Origin of the sequence: Thiopseudomonas alkaliphila, from assembly GCF_001267175.1 — a bacterium.
Taxonomy (GTDB): Bacteria; Pseudomonadota; Gammaproteobacteria; order Pseudomonadales; family Pseudomonadaceae; genus Oblitimonas; species Oblitimonas alkaliphila.
Map to the genome: position 1 here is coordinate 1984342 of NZ_CP012358.1, position 18689 is coordinate 2003030.

General features: G+C 49.1%; 21 protein-coding genes. 7 read left to right on the forward strand and 14 right to left on the reverse strand.

The genetic code is table 11. The annotated features are described in order from the left end of the window. Positions 1–86 precede the first annotated feature (86 nt). The 4 genes from gmhB to AKN87_RS09590 are packed head-to-tail and all read left to right on the forward strand — an operon-like array spanning position 87 to position 2573. Complete coding sequence (gene gmhB, locus AKN87_RS09575) at positions 87–626, forward strand: D-glycero-beta-D-manno-heptose 1,7-bisphosphate 7-phosphatase (RefSeq protein WP_053100905.1); 540 nt, start codon at positions 87–89, stop codon at positions 624–626. Between the two features lies 1 nt (position 627). Then, the gene (locus AKN87_RS09580) at positions 628–1443 is read left to right on the forward strand and encodes a lysophospholipid acyltransferase family protein (protein ID WP_053103290.1); all 816 of its coding nucleotides are present in this window, start codon (positions 628–630) and stop codon (positions 1441–1443) included. Further along, positions 1409–2077 (forward strand): HEPN domain-containing protein, encoded by a 669-nt coding sequence (locus AKN87_RS09585; RefSeq protein WP_158487767.1) that lies wholly within the window; start codon positions 1409–1411, stop codon positions 2075–2077. The genes AKN87_RS09580 and AKN87_RS09585 overlap by 35 nt, the downstream gene beginning before the upstream one ends. 25 nt (positions 2078–2102) lie before the next feature. Beyond that, on the forward strand, positions 2103–2573 hold the full coding sequence (locus tag AKN87_RS09590; RefSeq protein WP_053103291.1) for a flavodoxin family protein: 471 nt from the start codon (positions 2103–2105) through the stop codon (positions 2571–2573). 66 nt (positions 2574–2639) lie between these two features. Here the strand turns inward: AKN87_RS09590 and glnK are convergent, their stop codons facing one another. The 5 genes from glnK to AKN87_RS09615 form a co-directional block, all read right to left on the reverse strand. Next, positions 2640–2978, reverse strand: coding sequence for a P-II family nitrogen regulator (glnK, locus tag AKN87_RS09595; protein WP_053100909.1), 339 nt, complete (start codon positions 2976–2978; stop codon positions 2640–2642). A gap of 204 nt (positions 2979–3182) precedes the next feature. After that, positions 3183–4475 (reverse strand): phosphate regulon sensor histidine kinase PhoR, encoded by a 1293-nt coding sequence (gene phoR, locus AKN87_RS09600; protein WP_053103292.1) that lies wholly within the window; start codon positions 4473–4475, stop codon positions 3183–3185. Between the two features lie 8 nt (positions 4476–4483). Continuing rightward, a complete protein-coding gene (gene phoB, locus AKN87_RS09605; RefSeq protein WP_053103293.1) occupies positions 4484–5173 on the reverse strand; it encodes a phosphate regulon transcriptional regulator PhoB in 690 nt (229 codons plus the stop codon). 95 nt (positions 5174–5268) lie between these two features. After that, positions 5269–6153 carry a 4-hydroxybenzoate octaprenyltransferase gene (gene ubiA, locus AKN87_RS09610; RefSeq protein WP_053103294.1) on the reverse strand — a complete coding sequence of 295 codons (885 nt, stop codon included), beginning with the start codon at positions 6151–6153 and terminating at the stop codon, positions 5269–5271. A gap of 9 nt (positions 6154–6162) precedes the next feature. Continuing rightward, positions 6163–6741: a chorismate--pyruvate lyase family protein gene (locus tag AKN87_RS09615; RefSeq protein WP_199533066.1), complete on the reverse strand. Its 579-nt coding sequence runs from the start codon at positions 6739–6741 to the stop codon at positions 6163–6165. Between the two features lie 136 nt (positions 6742–6877). Between AKN87_RS09615 and AKN87_RS09620 the strand changes: the two genes are divergently transcribed. Then, positions 6878–8035, forward strand: coding sequence for an FAD-dependent oxidoreductase (locus AKN87_RS09620; RefSeq protein ID WP_053103295.1), 1158 nt, complete (start codon positions 6878–6880; stop codon positions 8033–8035). 147 nt (positions 8036–8182) lie between these two features. Continuing rightward, positions 8183–8560 carry a hypothetical protein gene (locus tag AKN87_RS09625; RefSeq protein ID WP_053103296.1) on the forward strand — a complete coding sequence of 126 codons (378 nt, stop codon included), beginning with the start codon at positions 8183–8185 and terminating at the stop codon, positions 8558–8560. Positions 8561–8710: 150 nt separating this feature from the next. Here the strand turns inward: AKN87_RS09625 and AKN87_RS09630 are convergent, their stop codons facing one another. The 6 genes from AKN87_RS09630 to phbB form a co-directional block, all read right to left on the reverse strand. Beyond that, positions 8711–9631, reverse strand: a complete 921-nt coding sequence (locus AKN87_RS09630) for a c-type cytochrome (protein WP_053103297.1) — start codon at positions 9629–9631, stop codon at positions 8711–8713. A 10-nt stretch (positions 9632–9641) separates the two neighbouring features. Next, entirely contained in the window at positions 9642–10277 is a 636-nt protein-coding gene (locus AKN87_RS09635; protein ID WP_053103298.1) for a c-type cytochrome, read from the reverse strand. Positions 10278–10549: 272 nt separating this feature from the next. Further along, entirely contained in the window at positions 10550–12034 is a 1485-nt protein-coding gene (locus tag AKN87_RS09640) for a YifB family Mg chelatase-like AAA ATPase (RefSeq protein WP_053103299.1), read from the reverse strand. Positions 12035–12064: 30 nt separating this feature from the next. Next, complete coding sequence (locus AKN87_RS09645; RefSeq protein ID WP_053100918.1) at positions 12065–12388, reverse strand: accessory factor UbiK family protein; 324 nt, start codon at positions 12386–12388, stop codon at positions 12065–12067. Positions 12389–12471: 83 nt separating this feature from the next. Further along, positions 12472–13272, reverse strand: coding sequence for a 3-hydroxybutyrate dehydrogenase (locus AKN87_RS09650; RefSeq protein ID WP_053103300.1), 801 nt, complete (start codon positions 13270–13272; stop codon positions 12472–12474). Between the two features lie 110 nt (positions 13273–13382). Further along, positions 13383–14120 carry an acetoacetyl-CoA reductase gene (gene phbB, locus AKN87_RS09655; protein ID WP_053103301.1) on the reverse strand — a complete coding sequence of 246 codons (738 nt, stop codon included), beginning with the start codon at positions 14118–14120 and terminating at the stop codon, positions 13383–13385. Between the two features lie 527 nt (positions 14121–14647). Here phbB and AKN87_RS09660 point away from each other — a divergent pair. Further along, complete coding sequence (locus AKN87_RS09660; RefSeq protein WP_053103302.1) at positions 14648–15817, forward strand: type III PLP-dependent enzyme; 1170 nt, start codon at positions 14648–14650, stop codon at positions 15815–15817. Positions 15818–15890: 73 nt separating this feature from the next. On the opposite strand, the gene AKN87_RS09665 is transcribed toward AKN87_RS09660, so the two are convergent. The 3 genes from AKN87_RS09665 to AKN87_RS09675 are packed head-to-tail and all read right to left on the reverse strand — an operon-like array spanning position 15891 to position 18686. After that, positions 15891–17240 carry a sulfite reductase subunit alpha gene (locus AKN87_RS09665; protein ID WP_053103303.1) on the reverse strand — a complete coding sequence of 450 codons (1350 nt, stop codon included), beginning with the start codon at positions 17238–17240 and terminating at the stop codon, positions 15891–15893. A gap of 5 nt (positions 17241–17245) precedes the next feature. Next, positions 17246–18145: a DUF4198 domain-containing protein gene (locus AKN87_RS09670; protein WP_053103304.1), complete on the reverse strand. Its 900-nt coding sequence runs from the start codon at positions 18143–18145 to the stop codon at positions 17246–17248. Positions 18146–18176: 31 nt separating this feature from the next. Then, on the reverse strand, positions 18177–18686 hold the full coding sequence (locus tag AKN87_RS09675; RefSeq protein ID WP_053103305.1) for a DUF2271 domain-containing protein: 510 nt from the start codon (positions 18684–18686) through the stop codon (positions 18177–18179). Positions 18687–18689: the final 3 nt, after the last annotated feature.

The following is an 18689-nucleotide window of genomic DNA, read 5'->3' on the forward strand; positions in this document are numbered from 1 at the left end:
CAGCGGCTTTTTTATCGGCGCAGTAAATTTTTGACTCTTGGGTCACACGGGTGACCTTGATGTAGCTAGAAGGTAAAAACGAAGGCATGCAGTTAATTATTCTTGATCGTGACGGTGTGATTAATCAGGACTCTGATGCCTATATCAAAACCGTAGATGAGTGGATCGCCTTACCCGGAGCAATTGAGGCCATGGCACAACTTAGCCAAGCTGGTTGGACCGTGGCGATTGCCACCAATCAGTCGGGTTTAGCCCGCGGTTACTACAGCGAGCAAACCTTGCACGCCATGCACGCTAAGTTGCGCGCTTTGGTGCAGGCGGCGGGCGGTGAGGTGGGCTACATTGCCTATTGCCCGCATGGTCCTGATGATGGCTGTAATTGCCGTAAACCCTTGCCTGGTTTATTGGAACAAATAGCGGCGCACTATCAAACCGATTTAACTGATGTCTGGTTTGTCGGCGATAGTTTGCGTGACTTAGAAGCAGCAGTAGCAATCAAAGCTAAACCGGTATTAGTCAAAACCGGTAAAGGTGTAGAAACCGTCAATAAACGTTTACCCGCAGATACCTTAATTTTTTCTGATTTAGCCGCAGTGGCCGAGTATTTGATCAGCTCAGGAGCTTAATATGGTGTTACTAGCAAACATTCGAACCACAGTGTTTTATGTGTTATTGGCGCTGTTTTCTTTGCTGTGGTGCGTGGTTTGCTTATTTGTAGCACCCTTTTTAGGGTTTTCTAAACGCTATCATTTTACTGCGGTGTACTGGTGCCGTGGGGCGCTTTGGCTAGCCGAGCATATTTTAGGTATCACTTACCGGATTGAAGGGGCAGAGCATATTCCCCAGCAGCCCTGTGTGATTTTGGCTAAACATCAAAGCACTTGGGAGACGTTTTTTCTGTCTAAGTACTTTGAGCCGCTGACCCAGGTGCTGAAAAAAGAGCTGTTATCCATCCCATTTTTTGGCTGGACTATGGGTATGCTAAAACCCATTGCCATTGATCGTAGCAACCCCAAGCAAGCCTTAAAGCAAGTAGCGACCCAAGGCGGCTTAGCGCTTAAAGATCAGCGCTGGCTATTAATTTTTCCTGAAGGTACACGGGTGCCGGTGGGCAATATTGGCAAGTTCTCCCGCGGTGGGGCAGCCTTGGCGGTTAATAACCAAGTGGGGGTATTGCCGGTTGCGCATAACGCTGGGCGTTTTTGGCCGAAAAAAGGCTGGGCGAAATACCCCGGAGAAATTACCGTGCGGTTTGGCCCGGTGTTATATGCCGAAGGCACAGGTTCTGAGGCGATTAATCAGCTCAATCAGCAAGCCTTTGCTTGGATTGCGCAGGCGCAATACGAAATTGGTGATTTAAATGCTAAGGTGTGGAGCGATTTAGATCTTGGAGAGAAGGAAATCCAGCATGTCCCAGCCGCCCTTGAGCCACCACAGCCTTAAAACTAAACAACGGCGCCTACGCCCAGACTTTTCAGAAGGCCTATCTTTACGCGTGCACCGCGCACTGAGCTGGTTACAGCGCGCAGAGCAAGAAACTGATGATTTAGATGCCAAGCTGGTATTTTTATGGATCGCCTTTAATGCGGCCTATGCTCAAGATATTGACGAGCAGTACCGCACCTCGGCCTACGAAACCTTCACCGAGTTTTTAATCAAGTTGTGCAATCTGGATCTAGATGGCCGGGTCGAGCGTATGGTGTGGGAGCAGCTGCCGCGCAGTATTCGTTTTTTAATGGATAACGAATACATGGCTGCCGATTTTTGGAATTTTCAGCGGGGTAAAATCAGCCAAGCCGAGTGGAAACAACGCTTTAGCAGCGCTAAGTTCGCTACTCGCCAAGCCTTAAGTGGTCGTGATACTGCTACGGTGCTTAGCCTAGCGATGAATCGAGTCTATGTGCTGCGCAACCAACTGATGCACGGCGGTGCCACCTGGAATAGCAGCATCAACCGCGAGCAAGTGAAACTGGGGGTTACTTTTTTATCGGCTTTTGTCCCCTTGCTCATCGATATCATGATGGACAACCCCAAAACCCTGTGGGGCGATGCCTATTATCCGGTGATTAAGGATTAATGATCCCTAGTTGAGGAGTTATCTTATGCCTAATATTAAGCACTTACTCATTATCGCCCACGCGCCCTCAGCCAATACCCAGCAACTGCGCGATGCAGTGGTTAAGGGCGCAACCCATCCTGATATTGAGAATATTCAGGTTAAGGTGTTAGCTCCGCTAGAAGCCCAGCCTGAAGATATTTTAGCCGCCAATGCGGTCATCATCGGCACCACCGAAAACTTTGGCTATATGGCAGGGCTAGTGAAAGATATGTTTGATCGCTGCTATTACCCGTGCATTGAACACACCGAGGGTTTGCCCTTTGCTTTTTATATCCGCGCCGGATTAGATGGCACCGGCACCCGCCGCGCCATCGAAAGCATCACCCAAGGCTTACGCTGGAAACTCGTCCAACAACCGCTGATTTGCTTGGGCGATTTTAAACCCGAGTTTCTTCAGCAATGCGAGGAATTAGGCTTATCCATGGCCGCCAGTTTAGAGGCGGGGATTGTTTAGCTGAACGATCAAATAAAAAACCTTCCAGATGGAAGGTTTTTAGGGGTTAGTGGCTAAACAGGGCAATTAAATCGCATCTTTACCTGTTTCACCGGTACGAATCCGGATGGCTTGCTCAAGGGCGGTGACGAAGATTTTACCGTCACCGATTTTACCGGTATTGGCCGCGTTGCTGATGGCATCGATTACATCATCTAGTTGGCTGGCGGCAATGGCGACTTCGATTTTAACTTTGGGTAAAAAATCTACAACATATTCGGCGCCGCGGTAGAGTTCGGTGTGGCCTTTTTGGCGACCAAAACCTTTGACTTCAGTGACAGTAATGCCCTGAACTCCGATTTCGGAGAGTGCTTCGCGCACGTCATCTAATTTAAAAGGTTTAATAATTGCAGTGACTAATTTCATGAATACACCTTGCAAGTAGGGCAGTTATTCCAGAAACGGAGGGCTGTAGTGTAATGCTTTCACCTAGGCTTTGTAATCTTATTTTATGAGTCAGCGGCCCATGGCATAAGCATTACACCGTTGCGCCATTAGAGCAGAAAAAATAAAACTTGGTTGCAGCACTAGGGCAAAAAAACTTAAGGTGCTGGGCCTTAAGGGATTAGCCTAAGCGCTGGCGGTATGCTCAAAATGGCAGGTGAAGGTACTGCCCACCCCCAACTCACTACTGATGCTAAGGCGTGCTTGATGACGGAGTAATACGTGCTTAACAATTGCCAGCCCAAGACCCGTGCCGCCACTGTAGCTGGCGCGGCTGGAGTCGACCCGATAAAAGCGCTCAGTTAAGCGGGGTAGGTGTTTTTTATCAATCCCTACGCCGGTATCACTGACCGCCACGTGAATCCCCGCCTGATCAGACCAGGCAGAAATAGTGATGGCTCCAGGGGTAGGGGTGTATTTTACAGCGTTAAAAATCAGATTAGAAAAGGCGCTACGTAACTCGTTTTTATTGCCTGGTACCGATAAGTTGGGCTGAATTCGTAACTCAAACTGGTGCTGATCATCGGATAAGCTTTGGGCATCGTTAACTATTTTATGCAGCAGCGGCTGTAGCTCAACACCCTGATTTTCAGCGTGGTGTTCGGTAGCTTCAAGGCGGGCCAGCAGCAGCAAATCATCTACTAGATGCTGCATCCGCTCACCTTGCAATTGCATTTGTTGCAGCGCACGGCGCCAGCGCGGGTTAAGGTTTTCGTCGGCGTTATCGAGTAGGGTCTCTAAATAGCCGCTAATGACAGTCAGCGGCGTACGCAACTCGTGGGAGACGTTGGCCACAAAGTCTTTACGCATTTGTTCGAGCTGATGAATGCGGGTGATATCGCGCACCAGCAGTAAGTGTTCGTTATTGCCGTAAACGGTTAAGTGAAACTGCAGCAATACTTGCTCTTTAACTGGTGAAGGTAGCACCAGCGTATCGTTATGTTTTTTGCGGTAAAAAAACTCTTTAAATTCAGGGTGGCGAATCAGGTTACTGGCCAATTGATTTAAGTCTTGGGGCTTTTTAAAGCCCAGTAGCGTTTCTGCTGCTTGGTTCCACCAGCGTAATTGGCCATTTTTATCTAGCATAATTACCGCATCGGTTAACGCCGCAGTGGATTCTTGCACCCGATCAATCACTGATTGCAAGCTGGCGCGAATGCGCAAATCACGTTGCTGCATGCGGTACAGCTGATCAAATACTTCGCCCCACAGGTTGCTGCTATAGGGTGGCTCGGTACCTGGCTCGCTGTATTTTAACCAGCGCAATAAGCGCAGCAGTTGCTGAAAATGCCACAGCAACAGCGCCCCTAAGCCGAGCATAAAACTCAGGGCATAGGCTTTGCTGATCATGCCGAGCACTAAGCAGACTAAGCCAATGAGTAGCAGTTGTAGCAGAAGTTGCGTGCGCCAATGGGACATAAGCGTAGCTAACTCTTGGTCGAGAAGCGGTAGCCTGTGCCACGCACGGTTTGAATCAACTCGGCGTGTTCTTCACCAATGGCTTTACGTAGACGGCGTATATGCACATCCACGGTGCGCTCTTCAACGTAGACGTTACCGCCCCAGACCTGATCCAATAACTGACCACGGGTATAGGCGCGTTCGGGGTGGGTCATAAAAAAGTGCAGTAAACGGTATTCGGTAGGACCTAAGGCGAGCGGCTCTCCGTGGCAAGAAACCCGCTGACTAATGGGATCAATTTCTAGGCCATTAACATCGATTGGTGCTTCATTTTCGCCAATGCCGGCACGACGTAACACCGCTTTTAAGCGCGCTACTAACTCGCGCGGCGAAAAGGGTTTGGTAATGTAATCATCGGCGCCCACTTCTAAGCCTAAAATTTTATTATCCTCTTCACCTTTGGCGGTGAGCATAATAATCGGCAGCTCGGCAGTTAAGTCATCGCGCTTTAAGCGGCGCGCCAATTCAATGCCGCTGGTGCCGGGCAGCATCCAATCGAGTAGGAGTAAATCAGGCTGAGCATCGACAATAATCGAGTGTGCATCTTGGGCATTTTCCGCTTCTAAGCATTCGTAGCCAGCCATTTCTAAGGCAACGGCGATCATCTCCCGAATCGGCGCCTCATCATCCACAATCAAAATACGCTTGCCAGTCATGGCGATCCTCATCTCTACTATTCAGAATTAAGGCTATTAGATAACGAAATTGTTGCAGTAATGTGACATTGCCCCAGTCGCTTAGCTAGTTGCCGCTAAAGCGTGGCCACCACGCTACCCAGAAAAATACATAAACCTGCCCAGTGATTATGCAAAAACGCTTCAAAACAACGTTGCGGATGGTTGCCTCGTGTATGCCAGAGTTCCCAGAGATAACAGATTAAAGCGGCAAATAAGCCCCAATAAAAGGCATCACTTAGTTCAAACAGTTGACCGGCCCAGCTTAACAGCAACAGCATCAAAATTTGCAGGGTAAAAATAATACTGCGCACGGATTTGCCAAAGGCGACCGCGGTAGATTTAACGCCAATTTTTAAATCATCTTCAAGGTCTGCAATGGCGTAATAGGTATCGTAGGCAATGGTCCAGAGTAAATTAGCTAGATACAAAATAATCGCCGCAGCCGGTACGCTGCCTTGCTCGGCAGTAAAGGCCATAAAAATTCCCCAGGAATAAGCAGCGCCTAAAAATACTTGGGGGTAAAAGGTGTAGCGCTTCATAAAGGGGTAGCACGCGGCCAGTAGCACTGCACCAAAGGCCCAAAATACAGTGGTGCCATTGGTCATTAGCACTAAGATAAAGCTGATTCCAGTGAGGATGGCTGCGGTTAATAACGCTTCTTTAGGGCTAATGCGGCCAGTGGCTAAGGGGCGATCTTGGGTGCGGGCCACATGCCCATCAAACTCGCGGTCGGCGTAGTCATTAATGGCACAACCCGCAGCACGCATAAAGGCGACACCTAGGGTAAAAATCAGGACGTTTTTTAAGCTAGGGCTGCCGTCGCCAGCAATCCATAGCGCGGTTAAGGTGGGCCATAGCAGTAAATAAATGCCAATCGGTCGCTCAAAACGGGTGAGCCGAATAAAGTCCCAAGCCCGCGGGTGCAGGCGGCTGAGTGATTGCAAAAGATGCTGATACATAGAAGTTTCCTAATCTAAAGCACTGGCTTGCTGCGCCGCATGCCAAAAGCTGGGTAAAAAGGTTTCGGCTACTAGCACCTGTAATTCAGCATGGGCGAAGCAGGAACGTCGTGCCCATAACGGCTGGCTGTATTCAGCCAAATTTAACTGAGCGGGTAACCAACTGAGGGGAAAAGGACTGACTTCAATCGGTAAGCGCTGAAAGGCATTTTGTTTAAACAGGTGCTCGCCTAAGGAGCGATTGCCGAGGGTGGCTAAATCAAACGAAGAGCGCTGCATTTGTTGCTGGCAGGCAACGCTACGGGCATATACCCAAGGTTGCTGTTGACCGAGCAACAGTACTTCGCGGATCCAACCCTGACTGTGGGGTGCAATGCCTAAGGCGTGGCACTCATCTTTGCGTAGCGGTGCGTAGTACTCGCGTAGCGGCTGCACCGCAAACTGTTGTTGGCTAAGGTCACGCAGTTGTTGGGTGAGTAGCTCACGGCTAAATAACCAGTGTTGCTGCAGTAAACTAAGCGCAGTCTGTTGTGCTTGCCAGTTAAGGCCGGAGGCAACATCCACAGCGGAAGAAGATAAAATAGGCACAGGCGGTTATCGGTCAAAAAGAAGAATCTTACCATGCTGTCTAGTGAATAAAAGGCGTGCAACTCAATCGGGTTGCAGAAATCTAGGCTAAGAAGGCGTATGTTAAGTCGCTAAATTTAGTAAAAAGGGGCAGCGTGTGGCATTACCTATTGTGATTATTGGCACGGGTTTGGCGGGCTATAATTTAGCCCGTGAGTTTCGGCAGTTAGATCAAGACAGCGAATTGGTGCTGATTAGCCGAGATGGTGCAGAGTTTTATTCCAAACCCTTATTGTCGAATGCCTTAAGCCAAGGCTTAGCAGTTGAACAAATTATGACTTCTTCGGCGGAGCATATGGCCGAGCAGTTACAGGCCAAAATTTACTCTGAGACTGAAGTGACAGCGATTAATCCCGTCGAACATTGGTTGGAGTTTGCTGGGCAGCGCTTGGCGTACCGTAAGTTAGTCTTAGCCTTGGGCGCTGAGCCATGGATTCCACCGCTGCAAACCGAAGGCTTAATTGAAATTCATAGCGTCAATGATTTGCCCAGTTATGCCCGTTTACGCCAAGCCCTGCCTCGGCAACAGCGCGTATTGATTTTAGGCGCGGGATTAATTGGCTGTGAAATTGCTAATGACCTATTACTCGCTGGGCATCAAGCGCTGTTAGTGGCTCCCTGTGTTTGGCCGTTGCCTGAGCAACTGCCCGAGTTGGTGGCCACAGCCTTACAAACTGAACTAGAAGCGGCGGGTGCTCAGTTTTATTTAAACACCAGTGTGCACCGTTTAACTCAGCAGGGTGCAGGTTATCGTGCTGAGCTGGCCAATGGTCAGCAGTTACAGGTGGATACCATTATTACCGCAGCTGGCTTACGGCCACGAACAACCTTAGCCAGCCAAGCGGGATTAGTGACAGCTAAAGGCATTGTGGTGAATCGTCAGTTGCAAACCAGTGCGCCAGATATCTATGCCCTTGGTGATTGTGTTGAACTAGAGGGACTGAACTTACAATATATCTTGCCATTAATGGCTGAGGTTCGAGCCTTGGCCAAAACCTTAGCGGGTCAGCCTACAGCCGTGGCTTATGGGCCCATGCCAACGGTAGTGAAAACGCCGGCGCTGCCAATTGTATTTGCTGGCCGCGCACCAGCCGATGCCCAGTGGTTAGTTGAGGGCAGTGCGCCACACCTGAGTTTGCAATATCGCGAACAGGAGCAATTACTAGCTTATGTGGTAACTGGTGAGCGGCAGCGTGAGCGCTTACGCTTAAATCGACAGCTACCTTTTGTATTGCCAGCACTGCCAGCGGAGTAAGTACGAATAGGTCAGCCTGCAGGCAAGTTTCAGAGTAAAAACCCTCAGGCAAAAACAGACTCATAAGTCAGTTGCGCCAAGCCTGCTTTTTGTAGCTGAAACCCATTACAATGCCTGCTTTTGAGTGGTTAATCAGGAGCGCTAGCCTTGAAGTTTAGAATTTTATTGTGGGCCCTTAGTCGTTTAATGAAGCGCGCAAGCTGCCAAAGCCCGAAGTTTCAGGAGCAAATTAAAGATAAGGATGTAGTGTTTTTGCTGCATACCTTAGATGGCAAGGTTCAGCGTTATTACCATGTGCATAATCAAACCGTCACGAGCAGCAAAAAATCAGCCCAAGCGCCAACCTTTAGTATTGGGTTTAAAGATGCGGCTTTTGGCTTAGCTACCATGACCGCTAAAAATAAAGCGTTGGCGTTTATGCAGGGTATTCAGGATAAAAGCATTAAAATTGACGGCGATACTCGGCAGGTGATGTGGTTTCAAAACCTGATGAAATATATGACGCCGAAAAAGAAGAAAGCCTAGTCTGTTATGTGTTCAGCGAAGCGGAGTGATCGGCTTCGCTGACTGTTATTGCTGGGCTGTTAAAAACTGGTTACTGCGGTTAATACTTGTGCTTAGGCATAAAAAACCGTGCTAATCGAGGACTAGCACGGTGGTTAAAGCCAAGATCAGTTACTTGATACCTTGACCTAGTACTACGCCATTAACTTTCTCACCGTAAAGGTTAACACCATCGTTAGCGTGGAACTTAACGCGGGTTTTCTCTACATCGCCATCCACTAAGCGTGGATCTTGTGGACGCTCGTGGCTGTTCATAAAGGCGGCAACGTCCCAAGCCTGTTGATCGCTTAAGGTATTGCCTTTACCTAGTGGCATGTTGGCTTTAATGAACGACGCTGCAGTGTTGATCCGGTGCATACCGGCACCCCAGTTGAACGAGTCCTTACCCCAGAGTGGTGGGAACACGTAGTGCTCGCCGACTTTTTGACCTAAGCCATCATCGCTGTGACAGATGGCGCATTGCTCGGCATAAACTTGCTTACCGCGCTCAATGCTATAGCCGCCTTCTGGCTGAGCAACTTCAGGGTAACCACGGCCTGGAATTTCAACGCCGGTTGGCGCACCAGTGGCTAACCAGTAGGAGTAGGTCATCAGTGCGGTCATTTCTTCACTGTCAGCTGCGGGTGGAGTACCGTCCATACTGAACTGGAAGCAGCCTTGGATTCGCTCGGCGTAGGTGTTGACCTTATCGTTTTTCTTACGATAAGCCGGGTACATGGTGTACGCGCCCCACATTGGTGCGGCGTTAGCCAAACGGCCTTGATCCATGTGACAGTTCACACAGTTCATGCCATTGCCCACTAGCTCGGGCGCTTGACGTTTAGTATCGACAAATAGCGCGTGGCCTTTACGTACCATTTCGCCATAGGCGTTATCTGGTAAGTCAGCTTCTAAGGGCGGCACATGATACTGCTCGCCTTCGGCTTTTACCGGCGCTGGTTTCAGTTGTGATTGGTCTTCCATAGCAATCGGTGCGGCAATCGCCGTACCAATGGCGCTGAGGGCAAATGCACTGAGTAATAATTTTTTCATGGCTTGCTCCTTATTTACCAAGACCAGCGAAGTAATCGGCAACTGCGGTGATTTCTTCTTCAGTGAGTGAGCGGGCAATATGACCCATTAGATCGTTTTGATCATTTTTACGGGTGCCTTGTTGCCAAGCGCGTAACTGGGTTGCGAGGTAATTTGAACCTTGGCCAGCCAATGTTGGGAAGGCATCGCCAACCCCGACACCACTTGGACCATGGCAGGCCACACACTCAGGAATCGAGCGGCTCCAATCGCCACGAATCGCTAAGGATTCGCCCAGATTGTCTGGCGTCTTAGCCCGGGTGATTTCTGCTACTTCAGGTTTCTCAAGACTGGCCATATATTTGGCTACGGCATCAATTTCGGCATCGGTTAAAGCCGTGGCAATTGGCAGCATAATCACGTTTTCACGGGTGCCATTTTTAAAGTCTTGGATCTGCTTAGCTAAATAACCTGCAGAGTAGCCGGCAATGTTAGGAAAGCCGCCGGCATCCATACCTTTACCATCAGGCATGTGGCAGGTAATACAAGCAAGCGCTCCTGGCTGTGAGCCACCTTGCTTATAAATTTTCTCTCCATCGTCTGCCATCACAGGACTGATGGCAGTGGCCAATAAGCCACCATAGATCAGGTGTTTAATTGAGCGCATAGGATATCTCCTTGGCATACTAAAACTGTACTTTTGGTAAAGTTTTAAGCACGGTTTATTGGTGGTTTACACACAAGGATGTCGCATGTAAATACTTAATGTTCTTAGGCTAGATGCACATTTATTATGGTTTTTATCTGGATATTGACGTCATCTTAGACTGAGTAGTGCTAGTCTAAGAACTAAACGTTACTTAGTAAACCGCTAGTGCGACAAATTGCCTAACCCCTTAGTCCTAGTAGGGTTAATTCAATGTTGCAGCACGCTAAAGATTAGCGGGCTGCACTGAGTCGATATTGCAGCGCCTCGGCCAGATGAGTGCGGGTAATGCTGGGGGCGTGCTCGAGATCGGCAATGGTGCGGGCGACTTTTAAGATGCGGTGGGTCGCGCGTAACGATAGGTTGAGGCGCTCACAGGCTTGCTCTAGCCAGTGCTGATCATCAGGGGTCAGTGCACAGACATCACGTAAGGTGAGTAAATTCAGCTGTGCATTGCTGCAACCTTGACGCTGTAATTGGCGCTGATTGGCCGCGGCAACTTGCGCCGCAGCTTGGGCACTGGATAATCCAGGATCGGCATTTGGGGTTAAGCGAGTTGATTCGCGGGCCACGGTTATATGCAGATCAATGCGATCGAGCAGCGGTCCGGATAGTTTGTGTCGATAGCGTTCGGTTTGCTCAGGCGTACAGCGGCAGCGCCCAGAAGGATCGCCTAGAAAGCCACAGGGGCAAGGATTCATCGCAGCGACCAACTGGAAACGTGCGGGAAAGCGGACTTTTTCTTGGGCTCTGGCGATCACAATCTCGCCAGATTCTAAAGGCTCACGTAGCACTTCTAACACTTTACGATCAAACTCAGGTAGCTCGTCTAAAAACAGTACGCCTAAGTGGGCCAAGGTAATTTCCCCAGGCTGTGGTCGGCTACCCCCACCAACTAATGCCGGTCCTGAGGCGCTATGATGAGGTTGCCGAAAAGGTCGTAATGGCCAAGCAGTTAGCGGGGCGTAGCTGACTACCGAATAAATGGCTGCCACCTGCAGGGCTTCTGTTTCCGTCAGTGGCGGTAGTAACCCTGGTAAGCGGCTAGCCAGTAATGTTTTACGGCCGCTGAGGAGTAAATTATGTTGCCCGGCCGCTGCCACCACTAACGCGCGTTTAGCTGCATGTTGCCCCTGAACATCGGAGAGATCTGGGTAGTGCTGGGGGGCTGCAATCAAGCCTTTAGACTGATAAGGCTGCAGCGGTTGTTGGCCAAGAAAATGCAAAACCAGTTGCATCAAGTGTTCGACGGCATAAATAGTCAGTCCCGAAGCAAGACTGGCTTCTTCGGCATTGGCCAGTGGCACTATCAGTTGGCGTTTGGCGGCGCGCGTTGCAAGGGCAGCGGGGAGTACTCCGCGAATCGGGCGTACCTCACCAGATAAAGCCAGCTCACCAATGCACTCAAAACCATCGAGACAATTTTCAGCCAGCTGCCCGCTGGCGCAGAGTAAACCTAAGGCAATCGCCAAATCAAAGCGCCCGCCTTCTTTAGGCAAATCAGCCGGCGCTAGATTGAGGGTGATCCGACGAATGGGAAAATCCAGTCCCGAGGTCATTAATGCGCTGCGTACTCGGTCTTTACTTTCGCGTACCGCAGCTTCTGGTAAGCCGACGAGAGTAAACGAGGGCAGGCCATTGCTTAGGTGAACTTCGACGCTCACGGCAGGAGCTTCAACTCCGGTTTGCGCACGACTTTGAATAATGGCGAGAGACATAGATCCTCCTTGATCTAAAGCTTACGCCGATTACTCAGTAGCTGCGGGGGTATCCTCGCTAGGCTGGGTAGTGGCCGGCTTAGCTTCAGCTGCGGTTGAGGTGGCGTTGCCAAGTTGCTGCTCAAGCTCAGCGACTTTGGCCTCGAGCGCTTCTAAGCGGGCGCGGGTACGGGCTAACACCACCATTTGTGAGTCAAACTCTTCACGACTCACTAAGTTTAGGCGCGAAAAGGCACTTTGCAGTAAAAGATTTAACTGGGATTCTAGTTCGCCTTTGCTGCCAGGTTCAGCGCCTTCAAATAAGCGGTTAACCTGACTGGTGAGCGAATCAAATAATGATTTAGGCGGTAGCATAGGAGTGCTCCAAGCGAATAAAAACAAACCGCAGTGTAGCACGAGCTAACCACCGCTCGTGCGCCGAATGCCAGCGATTCAGCTTACTGCATAAACCAGCCATTACTGGCAACAAAGGATTGCCCGGTTAAGGCTGCACTGGGGAAAGTGGCTAAAAACAAAGCTAGCTGAGCAATATCTTGTACGGTCGTAAACTCACCGTTAACCGTGTTACCTAGCATTACCTGTTTCACCACCTCTTCTTCACTAATGCCTTTTTCTTTAGCTTGCTCGGGGATTTGTTTCTCAACCAATGGCGTTTTGACAAAGCCTGGGCAAATGACGTGGGCGCGTACATTGTGCGCTGCGCCTTCTTTCGCAAGCACACGGGCTAAGCCCAGCAAGCCATGTTTGGCTGTCACATAGGGCGCCTTGAGTGGTGAGGCTTCATGGGAATGGACGGAACCCATATAAATCACCACACCGCCACGATTTTCTGGATACATATGCTTGAGCGCTGCCTGGGTGGTGATAAAAGCGCCGTCAAGGTGAATGGCGAGCATTTTACGCCAGTCACTGAGGGCTAATTTATCGATGGAGTCAATAATTTGAATACCCGCGTTAGACACTAAAATGTCTAAGCTACCAAATTTGGCAACCAGAGCATCGACCCCAGCGTGTACTTGTTGCTCATCGGTCACATCCATAGCCAGCGCCATAGCGCGGCCACCGGCGGCCTGAATTTGTTTTGCAGTGGTTTCAGCGGCGGCTAAGTTTAAGTCGGCAATTCCCACTGCGGCTCCGGCTTTGGCATAGCTTTCAGCAATGGCTTTACCAATGCCACTGGCGGAGCCGGTGACTAAAGCAACTTTATGGGAAAGATCGGGTGCGAGAGTAGTTGGCATAATATCGGACACTAATGAGTGGAAGAAAAAACTGCCGAATCAACGGAGTAACGAAGATCAGACTGCCTTACAGCGCATTAGTTGTCCACAAGGCAGCTACCTGGAGAAAATTACTGCATGTGCTGCCCGCCGTTAATGGCAATATTGGTCCCGGTAATAAAACCGGCTAAATCACTGGCAAGGTAGCTCACTAGTCCAGCAATTTCTTTTGGTTCTCCTAAACGACCGACAGGAATTTGCGCAATGATGCTCTCGCGCACTTTTTCTGGTACTGCCATCACCATCTCGGTAGCGGTGTAACCGGGGGAGATGGTGTTAACCGTTACGCCTTTACGGGCCAGCTCTTGGGCTAGTGCCATGGAAAAACCGTGCATGCCTGCTTTTGCCGCACTGTAGTTGGTTTGTCCAAATTGTCCTTTTTGACCGTTAATTGAAGAAATATTAATGATCCGGCCAAAGCCTTGCTCAGCCATATCATCGGCTACCAGCTTGCAGGTATTAAATACCGAGTAGAGGTTGGTTTGAATGACTTCGTGCCATTGCACAGGTGACATCTTACGTAAGGTGCCATCGGCAGTTATACCGGCATTATTGACCAGTACGCTGATGTGGCCATGCTGCTGTTTGATAGTTGAGACCAGTTGTTGGCATTGCTCATAATCACCAACGTCACATTGATAGGCAAAGGCTTCAATCTGATCTTGCGCCAGCGTTTGTTTCCATTCTTCGTCGCGGCCTGGTCGCATAAAGGTACTGATCACTAAAAAGCCTTGCTGGCCCAATGCTTTACAAATTTCACGACCAATACCACCTAAACCGCCTGTTACTAACGCAATTTTCTTTTTCATCCTGTATTCCTTTAAGTATTGCCCCTAGCAGTAGTTATCATCCTTTTTCTTGAGTCATCCTACTCAAGTGGGTGTGGCTTGTTATTTTTGTAGGACAAAGGCTAGGTGGCTTTCTGGGTGATGAATATACAACGTAAGGCTAAGCCGTTAATTGCTGCAGAATGATTAAAGGGTTGCTTAGAATTTTCAGATTGAGTCAGAGCTGGATGTAAGTAGTTGAATTTGCATCTATTTGTTATTTTTTGGCGGCGGCTTGCACAAATAATCAAAAAATGTGCTTATTACCTGTTGCAATCGCTCAGCATAGGTCTTAGATTGCGCGCCTAGAACGCTCATACTGGAAACGATCCATGCGGCTCAAGTACTGCTGACGAGAGGTTGGTAGCTGATTTAGGGATAACCTTAGATTTTATGGCTATAAATCCTCGGCGACATGCCTTGGGAAGTAGGCGAACCAAAGTGGGGAAACTGATAAAGCGTTCGGTATTCACCCCTTTATTTCTATTGTTTTCCGAGGAGAAACCGGTATGTCCATTAACGTGGAAGATTATTTCGCGCCCGAAACTTTTGCTAAGCTGAAAACCTTTGCTGATCAACAAGAAACGCCTTTTGTAGTAATTGATAAGCAAACTATCGCTAACGCCTATGATGAGCTGGTGGATAACTTTCCTTACGCTAAAATTTACTTTGCAGTGAAAGCGAATCCGGCGCTTGAGATTACTGATTTATTGCGTGAGAAAGGCTCAAACTTTGATATTGCCTCGATCTATGAGCTAGATAAGGTAATGTCCTGCGGCGTTAAAGCCGAAACGGTGAGTTTTGGTAATACCATCAAAAAAGCCCGCGATATTCGCTATTTTTACGATAAAGGGGTGCGCTTGTTTGCCACCGATTCAGAGGCGGATTTGCGTAACATCGCCGAGCAAGCACCGGGTTCTAAAGTGTATGTGCGTATTTTAACCGAAGGCTCAAGCTCTGCTGATTGGCCGTTGTCGCGTAAGTTTGGTTGCCAAACCGATATGGCGATGGACTTGCTGGTACTGGCCCGTGATTTAGGTTTGGTGCCCTATGGCGTGTCGTTCCATGTGGGTTCGCAGCAGCGTGAAATTGGCGTATGGGATGCAGCAATTGGTAAGGTTAAAATCATTTTTGATCGTTTGCGTGATGAAGATGGTATTCATCTAAAAATGATCAATATGGGCGGTGGTTTTCCTGCTAATTACTTAACTAAAACCCAAGACCTAAAAGCCTACGCTGAAGAAATCACCCGCTTTTTGGTCGAAGACTTTGGTGAAGAATTACCTGAAATTATTCTGGAGCCAGGCCGTTCATTGGTGGCCAATGCGGGAATTTTAGTGAGCGAAGTGGTGTTGATTTCACGTAAATCCAATACTTCTATGGAGCGCTGGGTGTTTACCGATGTGGGTAAGTTTTCTGGGCTGATTGAAACGATGGATGAGTCAATTAAGTTTCCAATTTTGACTGATAAAGACAGTGACACCAACGTAGAAGATGTAGTGATTGCGGGGCCGACCTGTGACAGCGCCGATATTATGTATGAAAACTACAAATATGGTCTGCCTTTAAGCTTACAAAGTGAAGATCGTTTATATTGGTTATCCACAGGGGCTTACACCACCAGTTATAGTGCGGTTGAGTTTAATGGTTTCCCGCCGCTGAAATCGTTCTATATTTAACCCCGACTGCGGGTTCGTTCTAATAATGCCAAGCCCTTTGCTTGGCATTATTGTTTCAGCAAATGAGCAAAAATCAGTACAAATCACGGCGATAGCGGCCTTCGGCAAGCAGGTGTTGCAAGGCGTCTTGACCTAGAGTTTCAAGCAGGGTCTGATGCACTGCTTCGCCCATGCCTTTAAGGCTACCGCAAACATAAATAGCACCGTTTTGTGCAATCCAGTGCTTAACTTGCTCAGCCTGTTGCTGCAAGCGGTGCTGTACATAGTGCGGTTGCTTAGGGCAGCGCGAGTAAGTTAAATCAAGCTGTTGCAATAAGCCTGAGCTTTGCGACTGTTGAAGCTCAGCAATTAATGGCTGATCGTTGTGTGGATCACGCTCACCGTAAATTAGCCAGTTCTGAGTGGTTGTGGGGCGCTGCTGTAAATGTCCCCGTAATCCTGCTAGCCCACTGCCCGCACCGATCAGTAACAGTGGTGTTGAATCATCTGGGCCATGGAAGTTTTGGTTGCTGACTAGCTCGGCATCAATGCGGTCGCCCAGTTGCAGTGAGTGACATAACCAACCAGAGCACAGGCCAAACTCTGGGCCTTGGGCAGTGTGATGCTCGGCCAGCCGTACAATTAGATCCAGGCTGCCAGATTGCTGAATAGAGGCTAATGAATATTCGCGTGGCTTATGCTGTGTATCATTCCATGGATACAGTTTAACTAAATCGCCTGCTTGCCAGTGTGCAGTTTTGGGCAGGCTAAATTGCAGGTAAAATAATCCGGCGTGTGGGCTTTGTGGATTAAGGCGGGTACGTTTAACCAGCATCAGTGGATAACTGGGCGTTGGCGCTGGCTGGCTAAATTCAAGGCTAAAGTGTTGGTTTAAGGTCGATTGCCAGCGGGTTAAATCAGTAGGGTGTAAGCAATCTAGGGTATGTAATGCTACTTGAGGTTGTGCACCTAAGCGTTGCAGTTGCTGATCTAATTGCTGGGCAAAACCACAAAACTGTTGATAACTGCTATCACCTAAGCCTAACAGCCAGTAATTGACGCAGGATAAGTCTAAGTGGCTGCGCCTGAGTTGCTGATAAAAAGCTTGGGCATTATCTGGCGGTTCCCCTTCACCATAGGTACTGACGATAAAAATCACTTGGGTTAAGCCGTGGAGCCGCTCTGGGGTTAGTTGCTTTAGGGCGATGGCTTGGGCACTGAGATGTGACTGCTTAAACGCAGCCAGTAATTGTTCGGCTTGTTTTTGTGCCTGACCCGACTGGCTAGCCCAAGCAATAACTATCGAGTCCTCAGCAGTTAGCTTGGGCTGCGCAGCGCGGCGCTGTCGAGCCTGCCACAGTAACGCGCCACACCCCGCAAGGTAACTGAAGGTTAACCCTGCGGCGAGCAATTGGCGGCTTGTGTTTTGAACCAGCTCGAACATATCGCTTAGGGCGCTAACACTTCAAAGGTAGCACTGTAGCTCGCGCGGCGTTTTTGGGCCGGTGAGTCTTTGAGTTGTGGCTGCGTTTCGGCTACGGCTTCTAACCAATACATGCCAGGACCTTGCCAGTCGATGCTGATTTTGCCGTCTTGATCAGTTTTTAAGGTTAAATCATTGAGCTCATCGCGGTAACGATTGCCGCCTGGCACTACAGAAACCTCTAAGTTAGCTGCTGGCTGACCGTCTAATAAAAACTGAAACACAGCCGCTTCATCGGCTACCAAGTCATTGGGGTGAGTCTCTGGAACTAATTCTAAGCCTTGCTTGCTTGGTTTTAGCACTTCGTCAGTTGGGTTGCCTGAAGTGACAAACACTTCCATACGGCTTGCGGTTTCAGTGACCTGTAGTTTGTCAGCTGTTGGGTTCACCTGTTGGGCAAAGTCTGCCGCTTTACCTGACCAGCGCTGCATTTTTCCATCTTGCTCAAAGCGGGCGAATAAGCCTTGGTTAACGATAGCCAGTTTCCACGTCCCTTTTTGATCCAACTGCACATCAAAGGTGCTGCGGTAGCGGCCCGTGTTGCCGTATAGAGGTTCGGCTTTACTGCCATCGGGGCGAATAATTTCTAAGTTGGCGCGAGGACGAGCGGGCGCTGGTTTTGCATCTTTTTTCTCGGCTGCGGCTTTTTGATTGGGTAGCACAAGTGGCTCGCCAACACCTTCAATTTGCAGTGGAAAATGCTCAAAGTAGAACAAATCATTAGAAACAGCGGCATCCACGGTAATCCAAGGCTCTTCACCCGACAGCACCGTCGCTGAAGGTAACATCCAAGCGCGGTGGGCTTGGGCGCTTAGGGGGAGACAAACGGCTAATGCTAAAGCGGTCCACTTAACGACAGGTTTCATAGGTGCTCCTTACGAGACAGAGAGAAATAACTTAAGGGGTTAGGGTGAGATTAATCTTGCCCAACTCGCTGTTGCCTTGAGTGCTGAGCATTTCACTGGCTTTTGGCGGCCAGTTAAAAGAGATTTTAAGTAGCTCACGGCCACCAACTTCTCGGGCAGCTTCAACAATTAATTGATACTCGCCTGCTTCAAGTTGCTTAAGGGCTTGATGATCGTGTTTAAAGTTAAGGGTATGCGTGCCTACAGGGCGAGTTGCTGCGCTGACACCATCAACAGGAAACTCAAGGCTGCGGCCACTTTTACGCCACCACTGGCGCATATCCTTTAGCCATTTTTCGCCTTCGTTGTCTTTCATCTTTAGGTCATACCAGACGTTGAGGTCGGCAACGTGTTTATTGTTTTGCTCAATCCATAACGCAACATAGGGACGGTGGTATTCAGCAACGTCTAATTGGGGTACTTCAACATCAATTGAGATTTCAGCCGCAGTAGCTGAAAAACTGAGACTTAGGGCGCTCAGTGTTAGCATTTTTTTAAGCATAAC

Excerpts from the sequence above, each read along its gene's own strand:
- gmhB (WP_053100905.1), top strand. The coding sequence starts at position 87 with ATGCAGTTAATTATTCTTGATCGTGACGGTGTGATTAATCAGGACTCT.
- AKN87_RS09580 (WP_053103290.1), top strand. The coding sequence starts at position 628 with ATGGTGTTACTAGCAAACATTCGAACCACAGTGTTTTATGTGTTATTG.
- AKN87_RS09585 (WP_158487767.1), top strand. The coding sequence starts at position 1,409 with ATGTCCCAGCCGCCCTTGAGCCACCACAGCCTTAAAACTAAACAACGG.
- AKN87_RS09590 (WP_053103291.1), top strand. The coding sequence starts at position 2,103 with ATGCCTAATATTAAGCACTTACTCATTATCGCCCACGCGCCCTCAGCC.
- glnK (WP_053100909.1), bottom strand. The coding sequence starts at position 2,978 with ATGAAATTAGTCACTGCAATTATTAAACCTTTTAAATTAGATGACGTG.
- phoR (WP_053103292.1), bottom strand. The coding sequence starts at position 4,475 with ATGTCCCATTGGCGCACGCAACTTCTGCTACAACTGCTACTCATTGGC.
- phoB (WP_053103293.1), bottom strand. The coding sequence starts at position 5,173 with ATGACTGGCAAGCGTATTTTGATTGTGGATGATGAGGCGCCGATTCGG.
- ubiA (WP_053103294.1), bottom strand. The coding sequence starts at position 6,153 with ATGTATCAGCATCTTTTGCAATCACTCAGCCGCCTGCACCCGCGGGCT.
- AKN87_RS09630 (WP_053103297.1), bottom strand. The coding sequence starts at position 9,631 with ATGAAAAAATTATTACTCAGTGCATTTGCCCTCAGCGCCATTGGTACG.
- AKN87_RS09635 (WP_053103298.1), bottom strand. The coding sequence starts at position 10,277 with ATGCGCTCAATTAAACACCTGATCTATGGTGGCTTATTGGCCACTGCC.
- AKN87_RS09640 (WP_053103299.1), bottom strand. The coding sequence starts at position 12,034 with ATGTCTCTCGCCATTATTCAAAGTCGTGCGCAAACCGGAGTTGAAGCT.
- AKN87_RS09645 (WP_053100918.1), bottom strand. The coding sequence starts at position 12,388 with ATGCTACCGCCTAAATCATTATTTGATTCGCTCACCAGTCAGGTTAAC.
- AKN87_RS09650 (WP_053103300.1), bottom strand. The coding sequence starts at position 13,272 with ATGCCAACTACTCTCGCACCCGATCTTTCCCATAAAGTTGCTTTAGTC.
- phbB (WP_053103301.1), bottom strand. The coding sequence starts at position 14,120 with ATGAAAAAGAAAATTGCGTTAGTAACAGGCGGTTTAGGTGGTATTGGT.
- AKN87_RS09660 (WP_053103302.1), top strand. The coding sequence starts at position 14,648 with ATGTCCATTAACGTGGAAGATTATTTCGCGCCCGAAACTTTTGCTAAG.
- AKN87_RS09665 (WP_053103303.1), bottom strand. The coding sequence starts at position 17,240 with ATGTTCGAGCTGGTTCAAAACACAAGCCGCCAATTGCTCGCCGCAGGG.
- AKN87_RS09670 (WP_053103304.1), bottom strand. The coding sequence starts at position 18,145 with ATGAAACCTGTCGTTAAGTGGACCGCTTTAGCATTAGCCGTTTGTCTC.
- AKN87_RS09675 (WP_053103305.1), bottom strand. The coding sequence starts at position 18,686 with ATGCTTAAAAAAATGCTAACACTGAGCGCCCTAAGTCTCAGTTTTTCA.